We start from the raw sequence: 18,706 nt of genomic DNA, 5'->3' as shown, positions 1-18,706 counted from the left end.
CTCACGCCGGCTCGAAGCGCACCGGCGCCGTGCCCGGTTCGGCCTCGGTGAGGCGGACGCGGAGGGGTTCGCCCAAGGGCAGGGAAGCGGTGTCCTCGGTGGTCTCGACGCGGCCGACGACGGCCGGTGCGACGAGGTGGACGGTGCCCTGGGTGGGGTTCTGCTCCTCGATGTCGACGACGACCGCGTCGAAGGTCTCGCCGACGCGGCCCCGCAGCAGGGCCGCCTCCACGAGGTCGACGCAGGCCCGCTCGACCTCGTTGGCACGCCGGGTGCCGGCCTCCATCGTGCGGGGCAGGGCGTCCAGTTCGCGGCGGACCCAGTCGGGCGGTGCGACACCGGCGGAGGCCGCCAGGCACAGCTCGGAGGTGTACCGGTCGACGAGCCGCCGCAGCGGCGCCGTGGCATGGGCGTAGGGGGCGGCGACGGCGGCGTGCTGGGCGTGCGCGGGGTCCGGCGCGGTGCCGTCGAAGGCGGTGTAGCCGGCGCCGCGCAGGAGGGTGGTGCACTCCTGGAGGAACGCCGCGTGGTGGGGGCTGCGCGGGTCGAGGGTGCGTACGAGCGCGGCGTAGGACGTGTGGTGGGGCCAGTCGACGCCGAGGGCGCGGGCGGTGCGCCGCAGCCGGGCGACCGAGCCGTCGGGGGCGGTCGGCAGTGTGCGCAGGATCCCGACGCCGGAGGTGAGCATCAGCTCGGCGGCGGCCATCCCGGTGAGCAGGGAGATCTGGGCGTTCCAGCCTTCGGCGGGCAGCGGCGCGCGGTAGGCGAGGCGGTAGCGGCCGTTCTGCTCGACGATCTGCTGCTCGGGGACGTGCAGGGAGATCGCGCCCCGCCGGACCTCCTGTTCCTCCCTGAGGAGGCCGATCTCGCGGAGCAGGGCGAGCGGCTCCTCGGCCGTGCCGTCGTCGATGATCCGCTGGACGCCCACGTAGTCGAGCTTGGCGCGGGAGCGCACCAGGGCGCGCCGCACCGAGGCCGCGGTCAGCGCGCCCTGCGGGTCGAGGTCGAGCTGCCACAGGACGGCGGGGCGGTCCTTGTCGGGCAGCAGGCTGGCGGCCCCCTCGCTCAGCACGGGCGGATGCAGCGGGACCCGTTCGTCGGGGAAGTACAGCGTCGTCACGCGGTGGTGCGCCTCGGCGTCCAGGGCGCCGCCCGGCGTCACGAAGGAGGCGGCGTCGGCGATGGCGTAGTGCACGCGGAAGCCGCCGCCGTCCCGCCGGGACAGGAACATGGCCTGGTCGAGGTCGAGGGAGCCGGGCGGGTCGATGGTGAAGAGGGGGAGATCGGTGGCGTCGGCGAGGGTGTGCTCGGTCGCCACGTTGCCGCAGGCGGTGGGGATGCGCGGGGCGAGGGCGGCGCTGTCCGCCTCGGCCTGCGCGGTGGCCGTGAAATGGTCCGGGATCTCCATCTCCGCGCGCAGCTCACGCAGCGCATGGCGCAGCGGGGCCTCGGCGGCCTCGGTCACGTGCATATGGCGACGGGGCATGAAACCGAGCGTATGGCGGGCGGGGCCTCCCGGCGCGGCATGCGGGCCGGTGGGCGGCGCGCGTCGCGGGGCGGTCCGGTGAGCGGGTTCCCGGCTCCCCCGCCGCAGGCCATACGCTTTCCCGGGGCCGCACCCCCGCCCGTACCGCCGTGAAGGAGAACACCGTGCTCGTGCTGTTGCCGCCGTCCGAAGGGAAGGCCGCCGGAGGCGCCGGGGCACCGCTGGAGCCGGCCGCGCTGTCCCTGCCCGGGCTGACCGCCGCGCGGACGGCCGTGCTGGAGGAACTCGTCGAGCTGTGCGCGGCGGACGAGACCAAGGCGCAGGAGGTGCTCGGGCTCAGCGAGGGCCTCAAGGGCGAGGTCGCCAAGAACGCGGGGCTGCGCACCGCGGGCACCCGGCCGGCCGGGGAGATCTACACCGGGGTGCTCTACGACGCGCTGGGGCTCGCGACCCTGGACGCGGCGGCCCGGGAGCGCGCGGAGCGGTCGCTGCTGGTGTTCTCCGGGCTGTGGGGCGCCGTGCGGATCGGTGACCGGATCCCGTCCTACCGCTGCTCTATGGGCGTGAAGCTGCCGGGGCTGGGCGCGCTGGGCGCGTTCTGGCGGGCGCCGATGGCGGAGGTGATGCCGGATGCGGCCGGGGACGGGCTGGTGCTCGATCTGCGGTCGGCGGCGTATGCGACGGCGTGGAAGCCCAAGGGGGAGGTCGCGGGGCGGACGGCGACGGTGCGGGTACTGCAGTCGAAGGTCGTGAACGGGGTCGAGAAGCGGTCGGTGGTCAGCCACTTCAACAAGGCCACCAAGGGCCGGCTGGTGCGGGATCTGCTGTCCGCGGGGCTCGATCCGGCCGGTCCCGCGGAGCTGGTGGAGGACTTGCGCGGGCTGGGCCATGCGGTGGAGGCACAGGCCCCGGCGAAGGCGGGCAAGGCGTGGTCGGTGGACGTGATCGTGACCGAGCTGTGAGCCGTCGCCACTCCTGAGGACACCGGAACAGCCGCGCGTTGCAACATATGCAACGCGCGTTGCGGAGAGTGGGTCGGTGACGCACTATAGGCGGCGTGACTAGCGCCGCCTCCTCCGTGCCCGCCGCCCCCTCCGTCCTCGGGTTGGCTCCCGTCGTCCCGGTCGTCGTCCTGCACGACGCCGCCGACGCCGTTCCGCTCGCCCGGGCGCTCGTCGCGGGCGGACTGCCGGCGATCGAGGTGACGCTGCGCACGCCCGCCGCGCTGGACGCGATCCGGGCCGTCGCCCAGGAGGTCCCGGACGCGGTGATCGGCGCCGGCACCCTGCTCACCCCGGCGGATGTCGACGCGGCCCGCGCGGCCGGGTCCCGATTCCTGGTCAGCCCCGGCTGGTCGCCGCGGCTGCTGGGCGCGATGCGGGACAGCGGTGTGCCGTTCCTGCCGGGCGTCTCGACCGCCTCGGAGGTGGTGACGCTGCTCGACGAGGGCGTCACCGAGATGAAGTTCTTCCCGGCCGAGGCGGCGGGCGGCACCGCCTACCTCAAGTCGCTGTCCGCGCCGCTGCCCCAGGCCCGGTTCTGCCCGACCGGCGGCATCTCCCTGGCGTCGGCGCCGTCGTACCTGGCGCTGCCCAACGTGGGCTGCGTCGGCGGCACATGGATGCTCCCCGCCGACGCGCTGGCCGCGAAGGACTGGGACCGGGTACGTGAACTCGCCCGCGAGGCAGCGGCGTTGGCCGTCCGGGCCGACTGACCCCCGAAGCCGTCCAGCTTTCCCCCGGAGCTGGACATGGAAGGGCCCGGCACACCTCGGTGTGCCGGGCCCTTCCGCTGCGGGGCTCGCCCGCTATCGCAGATGCGACGTGTCGTTCAGCAGCCGCAGCGAGGCGTTGCCGTCGGCGTAGTAGGCGACCGCCGACAGGGACGCCGCGGACAGCTCCATGCGGAACAGCGACTCCGGCGGCGCGCCCAGCGCGAGCCGCACCAGCGTCTTGATCGGCGTCACATGGGTGACGACCAGGACGGTCCTGCCGGCGTACCGGGCGATGAGCTTGTCGCGGGCGACCGCGACCCGGCGGGCGACCGAGGCGAAGGACTCGCCGCCGGGGGGCGCCGCCTTGGCGGAGGCCAGCCAGGCGTCGAGCTCGTCGGGGAACCGCTCGCGCACCTCGGCGAAGGTCAGCCCCTCCCAGGCACCGAAGTCGGTCTCGCGCAGCCCCTCGTCGATCCGGACCTCCAGGCCCAGCCGGGCCGCGATCGCCCCGGCCGTCTCCCGGCAGCGGCGCAGCGGTGAACTCACGATCGCCTGGACCGTGCCGCGGGCGGCCAGCGCCGCGGCGGCCGCCTCGGCCTGCCGGCGGCCGGCGGCCGACAGCTCCGGGTCGGTGCCGCCGCTGCCGGAGAACCGCTTCTCCGGCGTCAGGGCGGTCTCGCCGTGCCGCAGCAGGACGAACGTCGCGGGTGGCCCGAGGTCGGCGGGTGCCCAGCCGACCGGCGGGGCGCTCGCGGTGGCCGCCTCGGCAGCCTCACCGGCCTCGGCGGCCGCATCCGCGGCGCGCGCGGCGTCGCTGCGGGCGGGCCCGGCGTCGAGTGCCGCCCGGGAGTCGCCCGGCTGCCACTGCTTGCCGAGCTTGCCGGCGTCCATCGCCTCGTTGGCGAGCCGGTCGGCGTGCTTGTTGCGCTCCCGCGGGATCCACTCGTAGGTCACCTGGGCGGGCGGCAGCACCCGCTGTGCCTCGGCGGCGAGCGGCCTCATGTCCGGGTGCTTGATCTTCCAGCGGCCCGACATCTGCTCGACGACGAGCTTGGAGTCCATTCGCACCCGCACCTGTGCCTGCGGGTCGAGGGCGTGGGCGGCCCGCAGGCCGGCCACCAGGCCCTTGTACTCGGCGACGTTGTTGGTCGCGGTGCCGATGAACTCGGCGGCCTCGGCCAGCGTCTCGCCCGTCGCCGGGTCGATGACGACCGCGCCGTAGCCCGCGGGCCCCGGGTTGCCCCGGGACCCGCCGTCGGCTTCGACGATGAAGCTGCGCGGCATGGCCTACAGGCCCGAGTCCGGCGTGCGGACCAGGATGCGGTGGCAGTTCTCGCACCGCAGGACCTCGTCGGCGGGGGCCGCCCGCACGTCGTTGACCTCGGTGATGTTCAGCTCCAGGCGGCAGCCCTCGCAGCGGCGCTGGAAGAGGCGGGCCGCACCGACGCCGCCCTCCTTCGCGCGGATCTTGTCATACAGCTTCAGCAGGTCGGCCGGGATGTCGGCGACGGTCAGCTCGCGCTCCTTGGTGACCGTGCCGCGCTCGGCGTCGATCTCGGTGTACGCGGCGTCCCGGCGCGCGCCGGCGTCGTCGGCCTTGGCCTGGATGGACTCCACCCGGCCGGTGAGCTCGGCGGCCCGCTCCTGGGCGGCCTCGCGGCGCTCCATGACCTCCAGGACGACGTCCTCCAGGTCACCCTGGCGCTTGGCGAGCGAGACCAGCTCGCGCTGGAGGTTCTCCAGGTCCTTGGGGGAGGTGACGGCGCCGGAGTCCAGGCGCTTCTGGTCGCGGGCGGCGCGCTGGCGCACCTGGTCCACGTCCTGCTCCGCCTTGGTCTGCTCGCGGGCGGTGTCGCTCTCCTCGGTCTGGGCGGCGACGAGCAGGTCGCGCTGCTGGACGAGGTCGGCCTCCAGGGCCTGCAGCTCGGCGAGCTCGGGCAGGTTCTTGCGCTTGTGCGCGAGCTGGGACAGACGGACGTCCAGGGCCTGTACCTCGAGGAGGCGGATCTGGTCGGCGGGCGCGGCGTTCAGCGTGGGGCTCCTGATGTGTTCGTCGGGGCGGTGAAGGGGGCGGACGCCGCGTGGGCGGTCCAGGGGTCGGTGACCGTACGGGAGACATGCGTGCGCAGGCCCCAGCCGTGCCGGTCGGAGACCGCGTCGAGCTGGGCCGCGGCCTGCTCGCACCACGGCCATTCGGTGGCCCAGTGGGCGGCGTCGAGCAGCGCCGGCGGGGTGCTCCCGGTGGTCTGGGTGGCCTCGGAGGCCGGGTGGTGGCGCAGGTCGGCGGTGAGGAACGCGTCCACGCCCGCCTCCCGTACGGCACCGAAGAGGCTGTCGCCCGAGCCGCCGGAGACGGCGACGGTACGGATCTCGCGGTCCGGGTCGCCGGCCGCCCGGATGCCCTGGGCGGTGGCCGGCAGCCGCGCGGCGGCGTGCGCCGTGAAGTCGGCGAGGGACATCGGCTGCGCCGGTTCGCAGACCCGGCCCAGACCGCGGTGGCCCGCCGGGTCGCTCGGGTCCGGCACCAGCGGGCCCAGGACACGCAGGTCCAGGGCGCCGGCCAGCGCGTCGGAGACACCGGGGTCGGCGGTGTCGGCGTTGGTGTGCGCGACGTGCAGCGCGATGTCGTGCTTGATCAGGGTGTGGACGACCTTGCCCTTGAAGGTCGACGCGGCGACCGTGGTCGTGCCGCGCAGGTAGAGCGGGTGGTGGGTGACGAGGAGGTCGGCGCCGAGCTGCACGGCCTCGTCGGCGATCTCCTGGACGGGGTCGACGGCGAAGAGCACCCGGCGGACCTCGGAGTCGGGGTCTCCGCAGACCGTGCCGACGGCGTCCCACTCCTCGGCCCGCTCCGGGGGCCAGAGGGCATCGAGCGCGGTGAGGACTTCAGACAGTGCGGGCACGGGGGAAGGTTACCTCTCACCCGCACCCCGACGACGAGCCGCGGTCGCCACCGGTCCCCCCGCCGGCCCCGACCGCCCCCGGCCGTGACGGCGGTGCGGGACACGGCGTCGCACCGCCGCACCGCCCACTCGGTTGAAAGGCGAAGCACAACCGCCCCGCCCCGCACCGGAGAACGGGACAATCGCCACCCTTATGCGTGAAGTACGGCAACTCGCGTTGATCGGCCGGAAGTGCAAAAACTAGCTTCGGTTGCTGACTGGAGGTGACCACTCGATGACGATCTGTGCAACTGAGGGTGCGTGGACGCTCGAAAGCCCGTATCGCGCGGCGCTGACGATCGCCGCCGACGGCTCGTACGGCGCGCGGCTCGCCCGTCACGACGACGCCGCCGGGAGCTGGTTTCCGGAGCGCTGGACGATCAACGGCCCCGAGCCGTACGCCGTTCCGCTGCCGGGTCGCCAGCCGGAGGAGCCGGACACCGAACTGCTGCCGCTCGCGGACGGCCGGGTGCTGATCCTGCGCCGGGTCGCCTCGTACTTCGCCCTCTCGCTGCTCTACCCGACGGGGCCGGGGACCGGTGAACTCCCGCTCGGCACCGTCGAGGCGCCGGAGTTGACCTTGCTGCCGCCCGCCCCGGGCGGCGTGCTCGCCTATGCCGTGGCGCCCGGCACGCACAGCACCACGCTGTGGCTGGTGCACGGCGGCGGCCGCGGCCCGGAGCCGATCACCGAACTCCCGGGCCGCTGCACGGGCGGCGTCTGGCTGGACCGCGGCGGCCGGCTGCTGGCCCTGGACCGGGAGTGGGGCGGCCGGACGAAGACCGTCGTGGTCGATCCGGTCGGGGGCGGCGAGGCCGGCCTGCTGCTGCAGATCACCGAGGACAGCAACGACCGGCTGCTGCTGGCCGATCCGGACAGCGGGCTGCTGATCGTGCGGTCGGACGCCCCGGGCCACGACCGGCTGGGCTGGGGCGTGCTGGGCAGCAGCCTGCCGGTGCGCTTCCCGGAGTGCCTGCGGCCCGCCGACACGGCGGTGCGGCCGTTCGCTGTCCAGCCGGGGCAGCAGCTGACGCCGGAGTGCTGCGCGGTGGCGTTCCGCCTCGACGGTGCGAGCGGCACCCGGCTGGGCGTCTGGGCACCCGCCGGCCGGCAGTTGCGGCAGCTCCCCGCGCCGGAGGGGTGGCTGGCGGGGGCCGGCCTGTGGACGGCCGGCGGCGAACTGCTGCTGCCGTACGCGACGGACGCGGTGCCCTGCGGAGTGGCGCGGATGGCCATACCGCTGGAGCACGCTCCGGAGCCGGTCCCGCAGCGGAGCGCGCGGGCGGACATCGCGCTGATCTCGTCGCCGGTCGACTCACCCGTCGGCTCACCGGTCGGGTGCGAGCCGGGGATGAGCGCGGGGATTGTCCCGGATGCAGCGGATCCTGACAACGGCTCCACATCATCCGCACATCCCCACGACGCGGGAAGGGAACCGTACGACGACCCCGCGCATCCCCATATGTGCAGGCCAGTGCCCTTGCAACAGGCACCACTGGCGACCCGGGAGGCACCGTGAAGCACCGTCACCCACCCCGTTAGAATTTTGACGGGGGCTTACGCAGCCGGTTGACCCGGCCACCGACAGTGCTGCTCGGGAGGGAAGAGCCCGTCTTTCCTCCCGGCCCGGCATCAGCCGGGGGAGGTCCCGACGCGTACAGCTGTAAGCGATCCGACGGAGTCTTTTCATGTCCGAAGCCCGAACCGACACGACCGAGGCGCGCCCGCAGGAGGCGTCCGCCCAGGCCGCCGCGGCGGCAAGCTCCGGCAGGCACCGTGGCCCGGCCGCCACGGAAGAGGCCAGGGACGCCGCCAACGGACGGCACCGCAGGGTCAAGGAGACCCAGAACGCGTAAGGCCGGTCCCGCGGGGTTCCGCCGCCGCCCGACGCGCACGGCCGTGGCCGCCGCACCGCTCGCCCGCGGTGCGGCGGCCACGGCCGTTTGCGTGGCGGCACCCGGCCCGCTCGCCGGGCGCGGGCCTCAGCCGTGCTTGAGCCCCAGCACCTCTGCCGCCGCGAAGGTTTCGCCCGGTGGGCGTTCGGCGAAGTAGGGCGTGAGCAGGTCGTCGAGTTCCTGGTGGCTGAAGGTGTCCTTCGCGGTGTCGAACTTCGCGGCGATCCGGGGGCGTTCGGCGATCGCGACCATCCCGCCGTGCACCACCAGCAGCTGCCCGTTGACCCCGGCCGCGGCAGGCGAGGCCAAGTAGCCGACGAGCGGCGAGACATGCTCCGGCGCGAGGGGGTCCGGCCTGCCCTGCGCGGCGGTCCCGTCCGTCCCGTGTGCGGGGATGCCGGCGAAGACGTCCTCGGTCATCCGGGTGCGGGCGCGCGGGCAGATGACGTTGGCGGTGACGCCGTACTTGGCCAGCGCAAGGGCCGTGGAGGTGGTGAGACCGACGATGCCGCCCTTGGCCGCGGCGTAGTTGGGCTGGCCGGCCGAGCCCGCGAGGAACGCCTCGGAGGAGGTGTTGACGATCCGGCCGTAGACGGGGCCGCCGGCCGCCTTCGAGCGTGTCCGCCAGTGCGTCGCGGCGAAGTGGGTGGTGTTGAAGTGGCCCTTGAGGTGGACGCGGATCACCGAGTCCCACTCGTCCTCGCTCATGGAGAAGATCATCCGGTCCCGCAGGATGCCCGCGTTGTTCACCAGGATGTCGAGCTGCCCGTAGGTGTCGACGGCCCGTCGCACCAGCGCCTCGGCCTGCTCGAAGTCGGCGACGTCGCCGAGGTGGGCGACGGCCCGGCCGCCCGCCGCACGGATCTCCGCGGCGGTCTCCTCCGCCGGGGCCGCGGACGCCTCGCCCGAGCCGTCCCGGCCCGGCTGCCCGAAGTCGTTGACGACGACGTTGGCGCCCAGGCGGGCGAGTTCCCTCGCCTCGGCGCGGCCCAGGCCCCGCCCGGCACCGGTGACGATCGCGGTCAGACCGTCAAGTGGCTGTGCCATTGCTGTCCCCTCGGCTCTCGATTCGGCAGGTGCGCGTGCGGATCGGCTCGCGGCACACGCACCTGCCCTGCGGCTCGTACGGTCGGATGTCGTACGGGTCAGATCTCGATGCAGGTGCGCAGCGAGGTGCCGGTGCGCATCTGGTCGAGGGCGTCGTTGATCTCGGCGAGCCGGACGCGATGGGTGATCAGCCCCTCCAGGTCGATCCGGCCGGCCCGCCACAGGGTGATGGCGCGCTCGTAGGAGCGCAGCACGTCCCCGCCGCCGTAGAGCGAGGGCAGGATCCGCTTCTCGTCGAAGAACAGCTCGAACATGTTGACCTGGAAGGTGTCGTCCATGGCTCCCGCGCCCACCACGCACAGGGTGCCGCCGCGGCGCGTCGTCTCGTAGGCGGTGCGCGCGGTGGCGGACTTGCCGACGACCTCGAAGACGTAGTCGAAGCCCTCCCCCGCGGTGATCCGGGCCTTGGCGTCGGCGAGTTCCTCCGGGGCGACGGCCTCGGTGGCACCGAACCGCAGGGCCGCATCGCGGCGGGCGGCCACCGGGTCGACGGCGACGATCTGGGCGGCACCGCAGGCGCGGGCGCCCTGGATGGTGGAGATGCCGACGCCGCCGCAGCCGATGACGGCGACCGAGGAGCCGGCCTTCACCTCGGCGGTGTTGAGGGCCGCCCCGAGCCCGGTGGTGACGCCGCAGCCGATCAGGGCGGCGATCTCGTAGGGCACGTCGTCGGGGATGGGGACCGCGCAGTTCGCCCCGACGACGACCTCCTCCGCGAAGGTCCCGGTCCCTGCGAAGCCGAAGACGTCGGAGGAACTGCCGTCCGTGCGACGGAAGTTGGGGGTTCCCGCGTTCATGAAACCGGCCAGGCACAGGTGGGTCTGGCCCCGCTTGCAGGACGGACAGCCGCCACAGGCCGGCAGCCAGCACATCAGCACGCGGTCGCCCTGCCGGAGACCGGTGACGCCGTCGCCGACGTCGAGGATCTCGCCGGCGCCCTCGTGTCCGGGGACGAAGGGCGCGGGCTGCGGCAGGACGCCGCTCATCGCGGAGAGGTCCGAATGGCACAGGCCGGTCGCCCGTATCCGTATCTTGACCTTGCCGGGGCCGAACCCCACCGCCTCGACGTCATCGAGAACTTCGAGTTTGTCCTGTCCTGTCTCATGCTGTACGGCTGCGCGCACGGCGCGGCTCCTCTCGTACGTACGGACGGTGCGGGCGATGCGGACGGTCGGCCGACGTGCCGGGCGGCCGGCGGCCGGCCGCGGGGTCAGCTGTGGGTGATGACGGTGTCGGCGAGGACGGGGGCGTCGTCGCGGTCGGCGGCGGTGACCGACACCTGGATGCGGCCCGGCCCGGGAGCGTCGCGCCACATGCGGATCCGCAGGGTCTCGCCCGGGAAGACGACACCGGCGAAGCGGGTGCCGTACGAGCCGACGCGGGAGACGTCGCCGCCCAGCGCCGTGTCGACGACGGCCTTGAGGGTGACGCCGTAGGAGCACAGGCCGTGCAGGATCGGCCGGTCGAACCCGGCGAGTTTCGCGAACTCCGGGTCGGCGTGCAGCGGGTTCCAGTCCCCGGAGAGGCGGTAGAGCAGCGCCTGGTCCTCGCGGATGAGCCGCTCGGTGGTGAGGTCGGGGGCGCGGTCGGGGAGTTCGAGGCGGGCGGAGGGTCCGCGGTCGCCGCCGAACCCGCCCTCGCCGCGCACGAAGATCTGGGTGTCGCAGGTCCACAGCGGCCCGTCCGCGTCGGCGACTTCGGAGCGCAGCACGATGACGGCGGCCCTGGTCTTGTCGTGGACGGCCGGGACGGTGGAGGTCTGGGTGGCGCTGCCGCGCACCGGCAGGGCACGGTGCACGGTGACGGTCTGGCCGCCGTGCAGCACGGCGGCGAGGTCGACGTCGATACCGGGGGCGGAGAGGCCGCCGGCCAGTGCCATGCCGCCGCCCGCGACGGTCGCGAAGCTGGGCAGCACATGCAGTGCGCTCTCCAGGGTGTAGCGCAGCTCGTCGGGGTCGGTGGCCGGGTGCGGCCGCTCCGGCGTGGGCGCGCCGGCTCCGATACCGAGGTGGTAGAGCTGGACGTCCTTGTGGTCCCAGGCGAGTTCGGTGGTCCGCGGCTCGGCGGAGGTGGCCTTGGCGGCGTCGATGGGCATCGGGATGTTGCTCCTTCACCACGGTGTGAAGACCCCGGCCCGGCCGTCCGCACCGTCGGCCGAGCCGGGGTCGTATCCGGTCGGCCGGGTGGCGCCCCGTCTGCGCGGTCGGTCCGGTCGGGCGCGGCCGGCGCAGCCGGGGCGGGTCGACACGGTCGGCGCACTTCTAGAACGCGTTCTAGCCGATGGGTCTCATGTATAGCCGATCCGCCCGGCACCCGAAAGCCCCTGACACATTGTCAGATACGGCGTCGGGCGCGTCCCGGAGGCCGGCCCATGACATTTGTCAGGGGGGATCGCACACATTCGCATCTGCCGCGGGCCGAATACGCTCCGTAGCTTCGTAGACATGACGAACACAGACGGGGCGAGCGGGGCGGACGGACGCGGCAGGTCCGGCGCGGCGGTGCGGTTCTCCGGAGTCACCCGGAGTTACGGCGCCGTGCGGGCCGTGGACGGACTGGATCTGGAGATCGCGGCCGGCGAGACGGTGGCGCTGCTGGGCCGTAACGGCGCCGGCAAGTCCACCACCATCAGCATGCTGCTGGGGCTGCTGCCGCCCGACTCGGGAGCGGTGCGGCTGTTCGGCGAGGAGCCGGAGCGGACGGTGCGGGCGGGCAAGGTCGGCGCGATGCTGCAGGACGGCAAGCCGATTCCCCGGGTCTCGGTCCGCGAACTGATCACCTTCGTGGCGGCCACCTACCCGCGGCCGATGGACGTCACCGAGACCCTGGAACTGGCCGGGCTCGGTGAGTTCGGCGGGCGCCGGGTGGACAAGCTGTCCGGCGGGCAGGCCCAGCGGGTCCGCTTCGCGGTGGCGCTGGCCGGCAACCCCGAACTGCTGGTGCTGGACGAGCCGACCGCGGCGCTGGACGTCGAGGCGCGCCGGGCGTTCTGGCGCTCCATGCGGGCGTACGCGCGGCGCGGCAACACCATCCTGTTCTCCACCCACTACCTGGAGGAGGCCGACGACCACGCCGACCGGATCGTGGTGATCGACCGCGGGCGGGTCGTCGCCGACGGCAGCAGCGAGGCGATCAAGCGGCGGGCCGGCGGGTCGCTGGTCGCCTTCGACCTCGCCGGGGCCCCTACCGGCCCGCTCCCCGGCCTGCCCGGGGTGACCGCGCTCGAAGTGCGCGGCGACCGCGCGATGCTGCGTACCTCCGATGCGGACGCGACGGTGCTGGCGCTGGCCGGGCTGGGCCTCGTCCGCGGTCTGGAGGTGGCTCCCGCGAGCCTGGAGGACGCGTTCTTGTCACTGACCTCCACGGCCGGGGCGCCGGCTGCCGGCACGGCCGCTTCCGACGTCGCCGCGTCCGCGCCCTCCCCACCGTCCGACCCCTCCGCCCAGTCGGCGTCGTCCGCGTCGTCCGCGTCGTCCGCCAAGGAGCTTGCGTGATGCTCGACTACATCCGGCTCGAAGTCCGGCGCACACTGCGCGACAAGGGCTTTGTGATCTTCGGTATCGGCATGCCGGTGCTCATGTATCTGCTGTTCACCAACATCGGCACGGGCCCCGGCGGCGCCTCGATGGAGTGGAAGATCTCCGCGATGGTCGGGATGGCCGCCTACGGCGCGCTCGGCGCGGCGATCGGCACCGGCACCGGCGTCGCCGAGGACAAGAGCCTGGGCTGGTTGCGGCAACTGCGGATCACCCCCCTCAGCCCGGCGCGGGTGGTGGTGGGCCGCGGGCTGACGGGTTCGGTGACGGTGCTGCCGGCCATCGCCGTGGTGCTGCTGGTGGGCGCGCTGGTCAACGGCGTCCGGATGCCCGTCTTGCAGTGGGCGGCGCTGATCCTCGTCCTCTGGGCGGGCACCGCCCCCTTCACCCTGCTCGGCCTCGGCAACGGCTACCGCCTCTCCTCGCAGGCCACAGGACTGATCAACACCGGGTGCCTGCTGCTGCTCTCGATCATCGGCGGACTGTGGTTCCCGGTCGAGGCGTTCCCCGAATGGCTGCGCTCGCTCTCCGCCTGGACCCCCGCCCGGCGCTTCGCCGACCTGGGCGTGAGCATCACGCACGGCAGCGCGCCGGGTGTCACCACAGTGGCGGTGCTGGCGGCGTGGCTGGCAGTCTTCGGCGGATATGCGGTGTACGCGTACCGTCGGGCCGCGCGCACGGTGTGATCGGCGATGGCCATGACGACCGAGGAAGTCACAGTGCAGCGGAGCGAGCAGCGGGACCGCGGTGCCGAACCGGGTGGCGAGAAGCGCGCCCGGTCGTGCAAGCGGGAGAAATCCGGCGAGGACGCGGACCGGGGGCCGGGGCGGTATGCCTTCCTGCCCTGGCTGCTGTTGGGCCTGGGAGCGTTCTCCAACATCATCCAGGGCAAGACGGGGGACCCCTGGCTCGCCGGCGCCGGGCTCCTCGCCTTCAACTCCCTCTACATCGGCGTCGTCTTCGCCTCCTTCGACCCCAGGCGGCGCGACTCCCGCTACCCCCTCTACGCCCTGGCGGCGCTGACCGCGCTGACGTACGCGATCGCGCTCGGCTTCGGTGGCAACTGGTTCCTGTTCTTCCCGCTGCTCTCGCTGGCCTCCGGCACGGTGCGGGCGTTGCGCGGCAAGAAGCTCGCCCTCTGGCTGATCACGCTCAGCGGCTCGGCCGGGTTCCTGGCGGGGTGGCACGACGGCGGCCCCTGGGGCTCCTTCGGCATCGGGTACGGCACCTTCATCTCCGGCATGGTGACCGCCACGGTCCTGAGCCTGTTCGACACCATCCAGGAGCTGCGGACCACACGTCAGGAGCTGGCCCGCAGCGCCGTGGAGAAGGAACGGCTGCGGTTCTCCCGCGATCTGCACGATCTGCTGGGGCACACCCTTTCCGTGGTGGTGGTCAAGGCCGAGGCGGTGCGCCGGCTGGCGCCGCGCGATCTGGACGCGGCGCTCGGCCAGGCCGCCGACATCGAGGCGGTCGGCCGGCAGGCGCTGACCGAGATCCGTGAGGCGGTCACCGGCTATCGCGAGGGGAGCCTGAGCACGGAGCTGGACAAGGCCCGTTCGGTGCTGGAGGCGGCCGGCATCGAGTCCGTCGTACGTCGCTCCGGGCCGCCGCTGCCGCCGCAGACCGGGGCGCTCCTCGGCTGGGTGATCCGCGAGGGCGTCACCAACACCGTCCGGCACAGCGGGGCCACCCACTGCGAGATCGAGGTGTCCGCCGACCCGGACCGCGTGCGGCTGACGATCACGGATGACGGGCGCGGTCCCGTAAGCTCCGGTGCTGCCGAGCCGCCGGGTCCGGCCCGGCTTCGCGGCCACGGGACCGGCGCACGGCACGGCACCCGCCACGGCTCCGGGCAGGGCACCGAGGACGCCGCGGCCGGCACGGGCCAGGTGGGCGGCTCGGGTTCGGTGGGCGGCACGGGACTGAAGGGGCTGGCGGAGCGGCTGTCCGTGGCGGGCGGCACGCTGCACAGCGGGGCCGACGGCCGCCGGGGCTTCCGGGTCACGGCCGAACTGCCGCTGGGAGCAGATGAGTTGGCGGACGCGGAGGAGTTGACCAGGTGATCAAGGTCCTGCTGGCCGAGGACCAGGGAATGATGCGGGGCGCGCTGGCGCTGCTGCTCGACCTGGAGGAGGACATGGAGGTCGTCGCGCAGGTCGCGGCGGGTGACGCGGTGCTTCCCGCGGCCCTCGACGCCCGTCCCGACATCGCTCTGCTGGACATCGAACTCCCCGGCCGCAGCGGCCTGGACGCCGCCGCCGAGCTGCACGAGCAACTGCCGTCCTGCAAGGTGCTGATCGTGACGACCTTCGGCCGGCCCGGCTATCTGCGCCGCGCGATGGAGGCCGGCGCGTCCGGCTTCCTGGTGAAGGACGGCCCGGTCGAGGAGCTGGCGGCGGCGATCCGGCGGGTGCTCGCCGGGGAGCGGGTGATCGACCCGGGGCTGGCCGCCGCGGCGTTGAGCGCCGGACCCAACCCGCTCACCCAGCGCGAGCGCGATGTCCTGACCAAGGCCGTGGACGGCGCGACCGTCGCGGACATCGCCGGCAAGCTGCATCTGTCCCAGGCCACCGTCCGCAACTACCTCTCGGCAGCCATCGGCAAGACCGGCACCCGCAACCGTATGGAGGCCGTGCGGGCGGCCCGCCGGAACGGCTGGTTGTAGGCGGGGCACGCGTCCGCGCGGCCGCCGGGCCCGACTCGCTTGCGGGGAGCCGCACTCGGGCCTCGTCCCGCTCCCCGCCCGCTCAGTGGTGTGCGACGTCCGCCCGCCGCCGGGGCAGGGCGACGATCATCAGCAGGATGGCGGCGACGAGCAGGAGTCCCCCGACGTGGAACGCCAGGCCGTAGCCGCTGACCGGCGCCGACCGGCCGTGGCCGCCCTCCATGCGGGAGGCGGCGACCGTGGACAGGATCGAAAGGCCCAGTGCGCCGCCCATCTGGCGCGAGGTGTTGATCAGGCCGGAGACCAGGCCCTGGTCGTCCGGGTCGGCGCCGGACGTGGCGATGGAGGCGACCGGCGTCGCGGTCAGGCCGGCACCGAACGCCATCAGGATGCCGGGGCCCAGGATGGTGCCGAGGTAGGTTCCGTCGGCGCCCATCGTGCCCTGCCAGAACATGCCGGAAGCGGAGACCATCGCCCCGACGACGGCCAGCGTCTTGGCGCCCAGGCGGCTCATCAGCCGCGGGGCGATCTTCGAGCCCAGCACGATGCTCAGGGAGTGCGGAATGAACGACAGGCCGGCCTGCAGCGGCGTGTAGGCGAGCACGTTCTGCATGTAGAGCGACAGGAAGTACCACATCGAGAACATCGCGGCGCCGGTCAGCACCATCGCCGCGTTGGCCGAGGAGACCGAACGCAGCCGGAAGAGCCCCAGCGGCATCAGCGGTGCCTTGGCGCGTGCCTCGACGGCGATGAAGGCCGTCACGACGACCAGCCCGGCCGTCAGCGGCAGCAGCGTGGACGCCGATGCCCAGCCGTCCGTCTCGGTGTGCACGATGCCGTACGCCACCAGCCCCAGGCCGCCGGTGACCAGCAGCGCGCCGGGGATGTCCAGCCGCCGGGCGGCGTCACGCCGGCTCTCGGCGAGCCAGCGGACCGCGCCGGCCAGGACGAGCGCGCCGACCGGCACATTGATGAGCAGCACCCACCGCCAGGACAGGAACTCGGTGAGCAGCCCGCCGACCAGACCGCCCACCGCGCCGCCGCCCGCGCCGACCGCCGTCCAGGTCGCGATCGCCCGGGTGCGGGCCGCGCCCGCCGGGAAGGACGTGGTCAGGATCGTGAGGGTGGCCGGGGAGAGCACGGCCGCGCCGACGCCCTGCACGGTCCGGGCCGCGATCAGCTGCCAGGGCTCCCGGGCGAGCCCGCCGCCCAGGCTCGCGAGGGTGAAGAGGGCCAGCCCGAGGACGAAGACCCGCTTGCGTCCGAAGATGTCGGCGATCCGGCCGCCGAGCAGCATGAAGCCCGCGAAGGTGATGACGTACGCGTTGACGACCCACTGCAGGCCGAGTTCGCTCAGGCCCAGACCGGACCGTACGGCGGGCATGGCGACGTTGACGACGGAGACGTCGAGGACGACGAGGAACTGCCCCGCGCATACCAGCAGTGTCACCAGCCAGGCCGGTGCGGGCGCCCTGCGCGAGGTCTCGGACAGGGTGGTGGGGGTGGCTATCGGGGGCATGCGGGCCATGCTCGCATCCGTCGCGTATCCGCCGCATCGGCATATCGGTGCACCCGCCACCTGACCGAGGACCTAGGACCCGGGTCCCGGGCGCCGTGGGCCCTGGGGGTCAGGCGCGGGCGGCGCGGAAGCGGAGCCGGTACTCGGTCGGTGTGGTGTTGAGGGTGCGGCGGAACGCCCGGACGAGGGTGTCGGTGGTGCCGAACCCGCAGAGGGACGCCAGACGTTCGAGGGTGACGTCCGTGGTTTCCAGCTGGTGGCGCGCCCGCTCGACGCGGGCCGACTCGATGTAGACGGCGGGGGTCACGCCGAGTTCCGCCTTGAAGATGCGGGCGAGCTGGCGTTCGCCGATGTGCGCGTGGGCGGCGAGGTCCGCCGCGGTGAGCCGCTCGCCGAGGTGGCCCATGATGTGGTGGCGCAGGTCCTCGATACGCCGCGTCGTGGAGACCGGCTCCAGGGGGACGCTGAACTGGCTCTGCCCACCGGCACGCTTGAGGTACATCACCAGCTGACGGGCCACGCGCAGCGCGACGTTCTCACCGAAGTCGTCGGCGACCAGGGCGAGGGACAGGTCCAGGCAGGAGCTGATGCCCGCCCCGGTCCACACATTGCCGTCGCGGATGAAGATCGGTTCGGCGTCGACCTCGACCGCGGGATGGTCGGCGGCCAGCCGCGGTGCGGTCGACCAGTGCGTGGTGGCGCGTTTGCCGTCGAGGAGCCCGGCCGCCGCGAGGAGATGCGCGCCGACGCAGACGGAGGCGACGCGGCGCGAGCGGCCGGCGAGGACCGCCACCCGCTCGACGGTGTGCGGGTCGGCGACCGGGTGGATCCGGCGCTCGTCGTCGACCTCCACCGAGCCGGGGACCAGCAGCGTGTCGATGCTCGTCGCCGCGGCCTCGTCGAAGGTGATGTCGGGCAGGATGCGCACGCCGGCCGACGTGGTGACCGGCGCCAGGTTCTCGGCGGCCAAACGGACGCGGTAGCCGCCGCCGTCGTCGTCGCTCTCGCGCCGCACGAGGGAGAACACCTCCGGCGGCCCGGTGACGTCGAGCAGATCCACACCGTCGAAGACGACGATGACGACGGAGCGTTCCGGGCTGGTCACGGGCCCTCCTCGACGGTCATGTCCGGATCTGCATCCTAGATGACATTGCCGACACCCGGCCGGGTCCGTAGCGTTTCAGCAGGCCCACCCAGAAGGGTGGACCGACCCCAACCACCCCTGAAGACAGGACACTTGTGGCCACGACGACCCTGCGCACCCTCAACGGCTTCGACGAGACGCCCGCGAAGCTCTCCGACGCGACCGTCATCCTGATCGACTACCAGAACACCTACACCCAGGGCGTGATGGAGCTGGCGGGCTGGCGGAACGCGCTCGACGCCGCCGCCCTGCTGCTCGCCCGGGCCCGCGAAGCCGGTGCGACGGTCGTCCACGTCATCCATGACGGCGGCGAGGGAACGCCCTACGACATCACCTCCGAGATCGGCCGGATCCACCCGTGCGTGGCCCCCGTCGACGGCGAGAACGTCGTCGTCAAGCAGGCACCCGACGCGTTCCACGGCACCGACCTCGCCGACCACGTCGAGGCAGCCGGCAAAACGGACATCGTCATCGCCGGGTTCATGACCCACATGTGCGTGGCCTTCACCGCCCAGGGCGCGTTCCTGCGCGGCAACAGGCCCACCGTCGTCGCCGACGCCTGCGCCACCCGCCCGCTGCGCGGCGCCGGTGTCGAGATGAGCGCCGAACAGATCCACCACAGCGCGCTGGCGACCGTGGAGGACCTCTACGGTGTCGTCGTCCCCTCCGCGGCGGACCTGGGCTGAATCGCGGCC

18 protein-coding genes are annotated in these 18,706 nt (G+C 73.4%); 9 read left to right on the top strand and 9 right to left on the bottom strand.

Annotated elements, in window-relative coordinates:
- Position 1: 1 nt before the first annotated feature.
- Positions 2-1,486, bottom strand: a complete 1,485-nt coding sequence (locus tag QOM21_RS25940) for an RNB domain-containing ribonuclease (protein ID WP_407553426.1) — start codon at positions 1,484-1,486, stop codon at positions 2-4.
- Positions 1,487-1,650: 164 nt separating this feature from the next.
- On the opposite strand from QOM21_RS25940, the gene yaaA reads away from it, so the two are divergent.
- On the top strand, positions 1,651-2,448 hold the full coding sequence (yaaA, locus tag QOM21_RS25935; RefSeq protein ID WP_407553425.1) for a peroxide stress protein YaaA: 798 nt from the start codon (positions 1,651-1,653) through the stop codon (positions 2,446-2,448).
- Positions 2,449-2,534: 86 nt separating this feature from the next.
- Complete coding sequence (eda, locus tag QOM21_RS25930; RefSeq protein WP_407555819.1) at positions 2,535-3,200, top strand: bifunctional 4-hydroxy-2-oxoglutarate aldolase/2-dehydro-3-deoxy-phosphogluconate aldolase; 666 nt, start codon at positions 2,535-2,537, stop codon at positions 3,198-3,200.
- A 93-nt stretch (positions 3,201-3,293) separates the two neighbouring features.
- On the opposite strand, the gene QOM21_RS25925 is transcribed toward eda, so the two are convergent.
- From QOM21_RS25925 to QOM21_RS25915, 3 genes are read right to left on the bottom strand one after another with little or no spacing between them, the layout of a single operon-like run.
- Entirely contained in the window at positions 3,294-4,484 is a 1,191-nt protein-coding gene (locus QOM21_RS25925; protein WP_407553424.1) for a bifunctional RNase H/acid phosphatase, read from the bottom strand.
- A 3-nt stretch (positions 4,485-4,487) separates the two neighbouring features.
- On the bottom strand, positions 4,488-5,231 hold the full coding sequence (locus tag QOM21_RS25920; protein ID WP_407555817.1) for a zinc ribbon domain-containing protein: 744 nt from the start codon (positions 5,229-5,231) through the stop codon (positions 4,488-4,490).
- A complete protein-coding gene (locus QOM21_RS25915) occupies positions 5,228-6,103 on the bottom strand; it encodes a Nif3-like dinuclear metal center hexameric protein (protein WP_407553423.1) in 876 nt (291 codons plus the stop codon). Before QOM21_RS25915 ends, QOM21_RS25920 begins: the two co-directional genes overlap by 4 nt.
- Before the next feature lie 274 nt (positions 6,104-6,377).
- Between QOM21_RS25915 and QOM21_RS25910 the strand changes: the two genes are divergently transcribed.
- The gene (locus tag QOM21_RS25910) at positions 6,378-7,661 is read left to right on the top strand and encodes a hypothetical protein (protein ID WP_407553422.1); all 1,284 of its coding nucleotides are present in this window, start codon (positions 6,378-6,380) and stop codon (positions 7,659-7,661) included.
- Positions 7,662-7,830: 169 nt separating this feature from the next.
- Positions 7,831-7,998 carry a hypothetical protein gene (locus tag QOM21_RS25905; RefSeq protein WP_393892104.1) on the top strand — a complete coding sequence of 56 codons (168 nt, stop codon included), beginning with the start codon at positions 7,831-7,833 and terminating at the stop codon, positions 7,996-7,998.
- Between the two features lie 126 nt (positions 7,999-8,124).
- On the opposite strand, the gene QOM21_RS25900 is transcribed toward QOM21_RS25905, so the two are convergent.
- From QOM21_RS25900 to QOM21_RS25890, 3 genes are all read right to left on the bottom strand, one after another.
- Positions 8,125-9,084 carry a 3-oxoacyl-ACP reductase gene (locus QOM21_RS25900; protein WP_407553421.1) on the bottom strand — a complete coding sequence of 320 codons (960 nt, stop codon included), beginning with the start codon at positions 9,082-9,084 and terminating at the stop codon, positions 8,125-8,127.
- Positions 9,085-9,182: 98 nt separating this feature from the next.
- Entirely contained in the window at positions 9,183-10,268 is a 1,086-nt protein-coding gene (locus QOM21_RS25895) for a Zn-dependent alcohol dehydrogenase (RefSeq protein WP_407553420.1), read from the bottom strand.
- A gap of 86 nt (positions 10,269-10,354) precedes the next feature.
- Positions 10,355-11,239: a MaoC/PaaZ C-terminal domain-containing protein gene (locus QOM21_RS25890; RefSeq protein WP_407553419.1), complete on the bottom strand. Its 885-nt coding sequence runs from the start codon at positions 11,237-11,239 to the stop codon at positions 10,355-10,357.
- 349 nt (positions 11,240-11,588) lie between these two features.
- Here QOM21_RS25890 and QOM21_RS25885 point away from each other — a divergent pair, with 349 nt between their 5' ends.
- Genes QOM21_RS25885 through QOM21_RS25870 form a run of 4 tightly spaced genes read left to right on the top strand, consistent with a single transcriptional unit; the run spans position 11,589 to position 15,348 of the window.
- The gene (locus QOM21_RS25885; RefSeq protein ID WP_407553418.1) at positions 11,589-12,638 is read left to right on the top strand and encodes an ABC transporter ATP-binding protein; all 1,050 of its coding nucleotides are present in this window, start codon (positions 11,589-11,591) and stop codon (positions 12,636-12,638) included.
- Positions 12,638-13,366 carry an ABC transporter permease gene (locus QOM21_RS25880; protein WP_407553417.1) on the top strand — a complete coding sequence of 243 codons (729 nt, stop codon included), beginning with the start codon at positions 12,638-12,640 and terminating at the stop codon, positions 13,364-13,366. The genes QOM21_RS25885 and QOM21_RS25880 overlap by 1 nt, the downstream gene beginning before the upstream one ends.
- A gap of 6 nt (positions 13,367-13,372) precedes the next feature.
- Positions 13,373-14,746 (top strand): sensor histidine kinase, encoded by a 1,374-nt coding sequence (locus tag QOM21_RS25875; protein WP_407553416.1) that lies wholly within the window; start codon positions 13,373-13,375, stop codon positions 14,744-14,746.
- The gene (locus tag QOM21_RS25870) at positions 14,743-15,348 is read left to right on the top strand and encodes a response regulator (RefSeq protein WP_407553415.1); all 606 of its coding nucleotides are present in this window, start codon (positions 14,743-14,745) and stop codon (positions 15,346-15,348) included. The genes QOM21_RS25875 and QOM21_RS25870 overlap by 4 nt, the downstream gene beginning before the upstream one ends.
- Before the next feature lie 82 nt (positions 15,349-15,430).
- On the opposite strand, the gene QOM21_RS25865 is transcribed toward QOM21_RS25870, so the two are convergent.
- Positions 15,431-16,876, bottom strand: coding sequence for an MFS transporter (locus tag QOM21_RS25865; RefSeq protein WP_407553414.1), 1,446 nt, complete (start codon positions 16,874-16,876; stop codon positions 15,431-15,433).
- A 100-nt stretch (positions 16,877-16,976) separates the two neighbouring features.
- Positions 16,977-17,972, bottom strand: a complete 996-nt coding sequence (locus QOM21_RS25860) for a GlxA family transcriptional regulator (RefSeq protein ID WP_407553413.1) — start codon at positions 17,970-17,972, stop codon at positions 16,977-16,979.
- Positions 17,973-18,106: 134 nt separating this feature from the next.
- On the opposite strand from QOM21_RS25860, the gene QOM21_RS25855 reads away from it, so the two are divergent.
- A complete protein-coding gene (locus tag QOM21_RS25855; RefSeq protein WP_407553412.1) occupies positions 18,107-18,697 on the top strand; it encodes a cysteine hydrolase family protein in 591 nt (196 codons plus the stop codon).
- The last annotated feature ends 9 nt before the right edge of the window (positions 18,698-18,706 follow it).

Origin of the sequence: Streptomyces sp. Pv4-95, from assembly GCF_045782725.1 — a bacterium.
In the GTDB taxonomy this organism is placed as follows: Bacteria; Actinomycetota; Actinomycetes; order Streptomycetales; family Streptomycetaceae; genus Streptomyces.
Note: the sequence above shows the minus strand (reverse complement) of the source record. Positions and strands in the feature narration are given on the sequence as shown.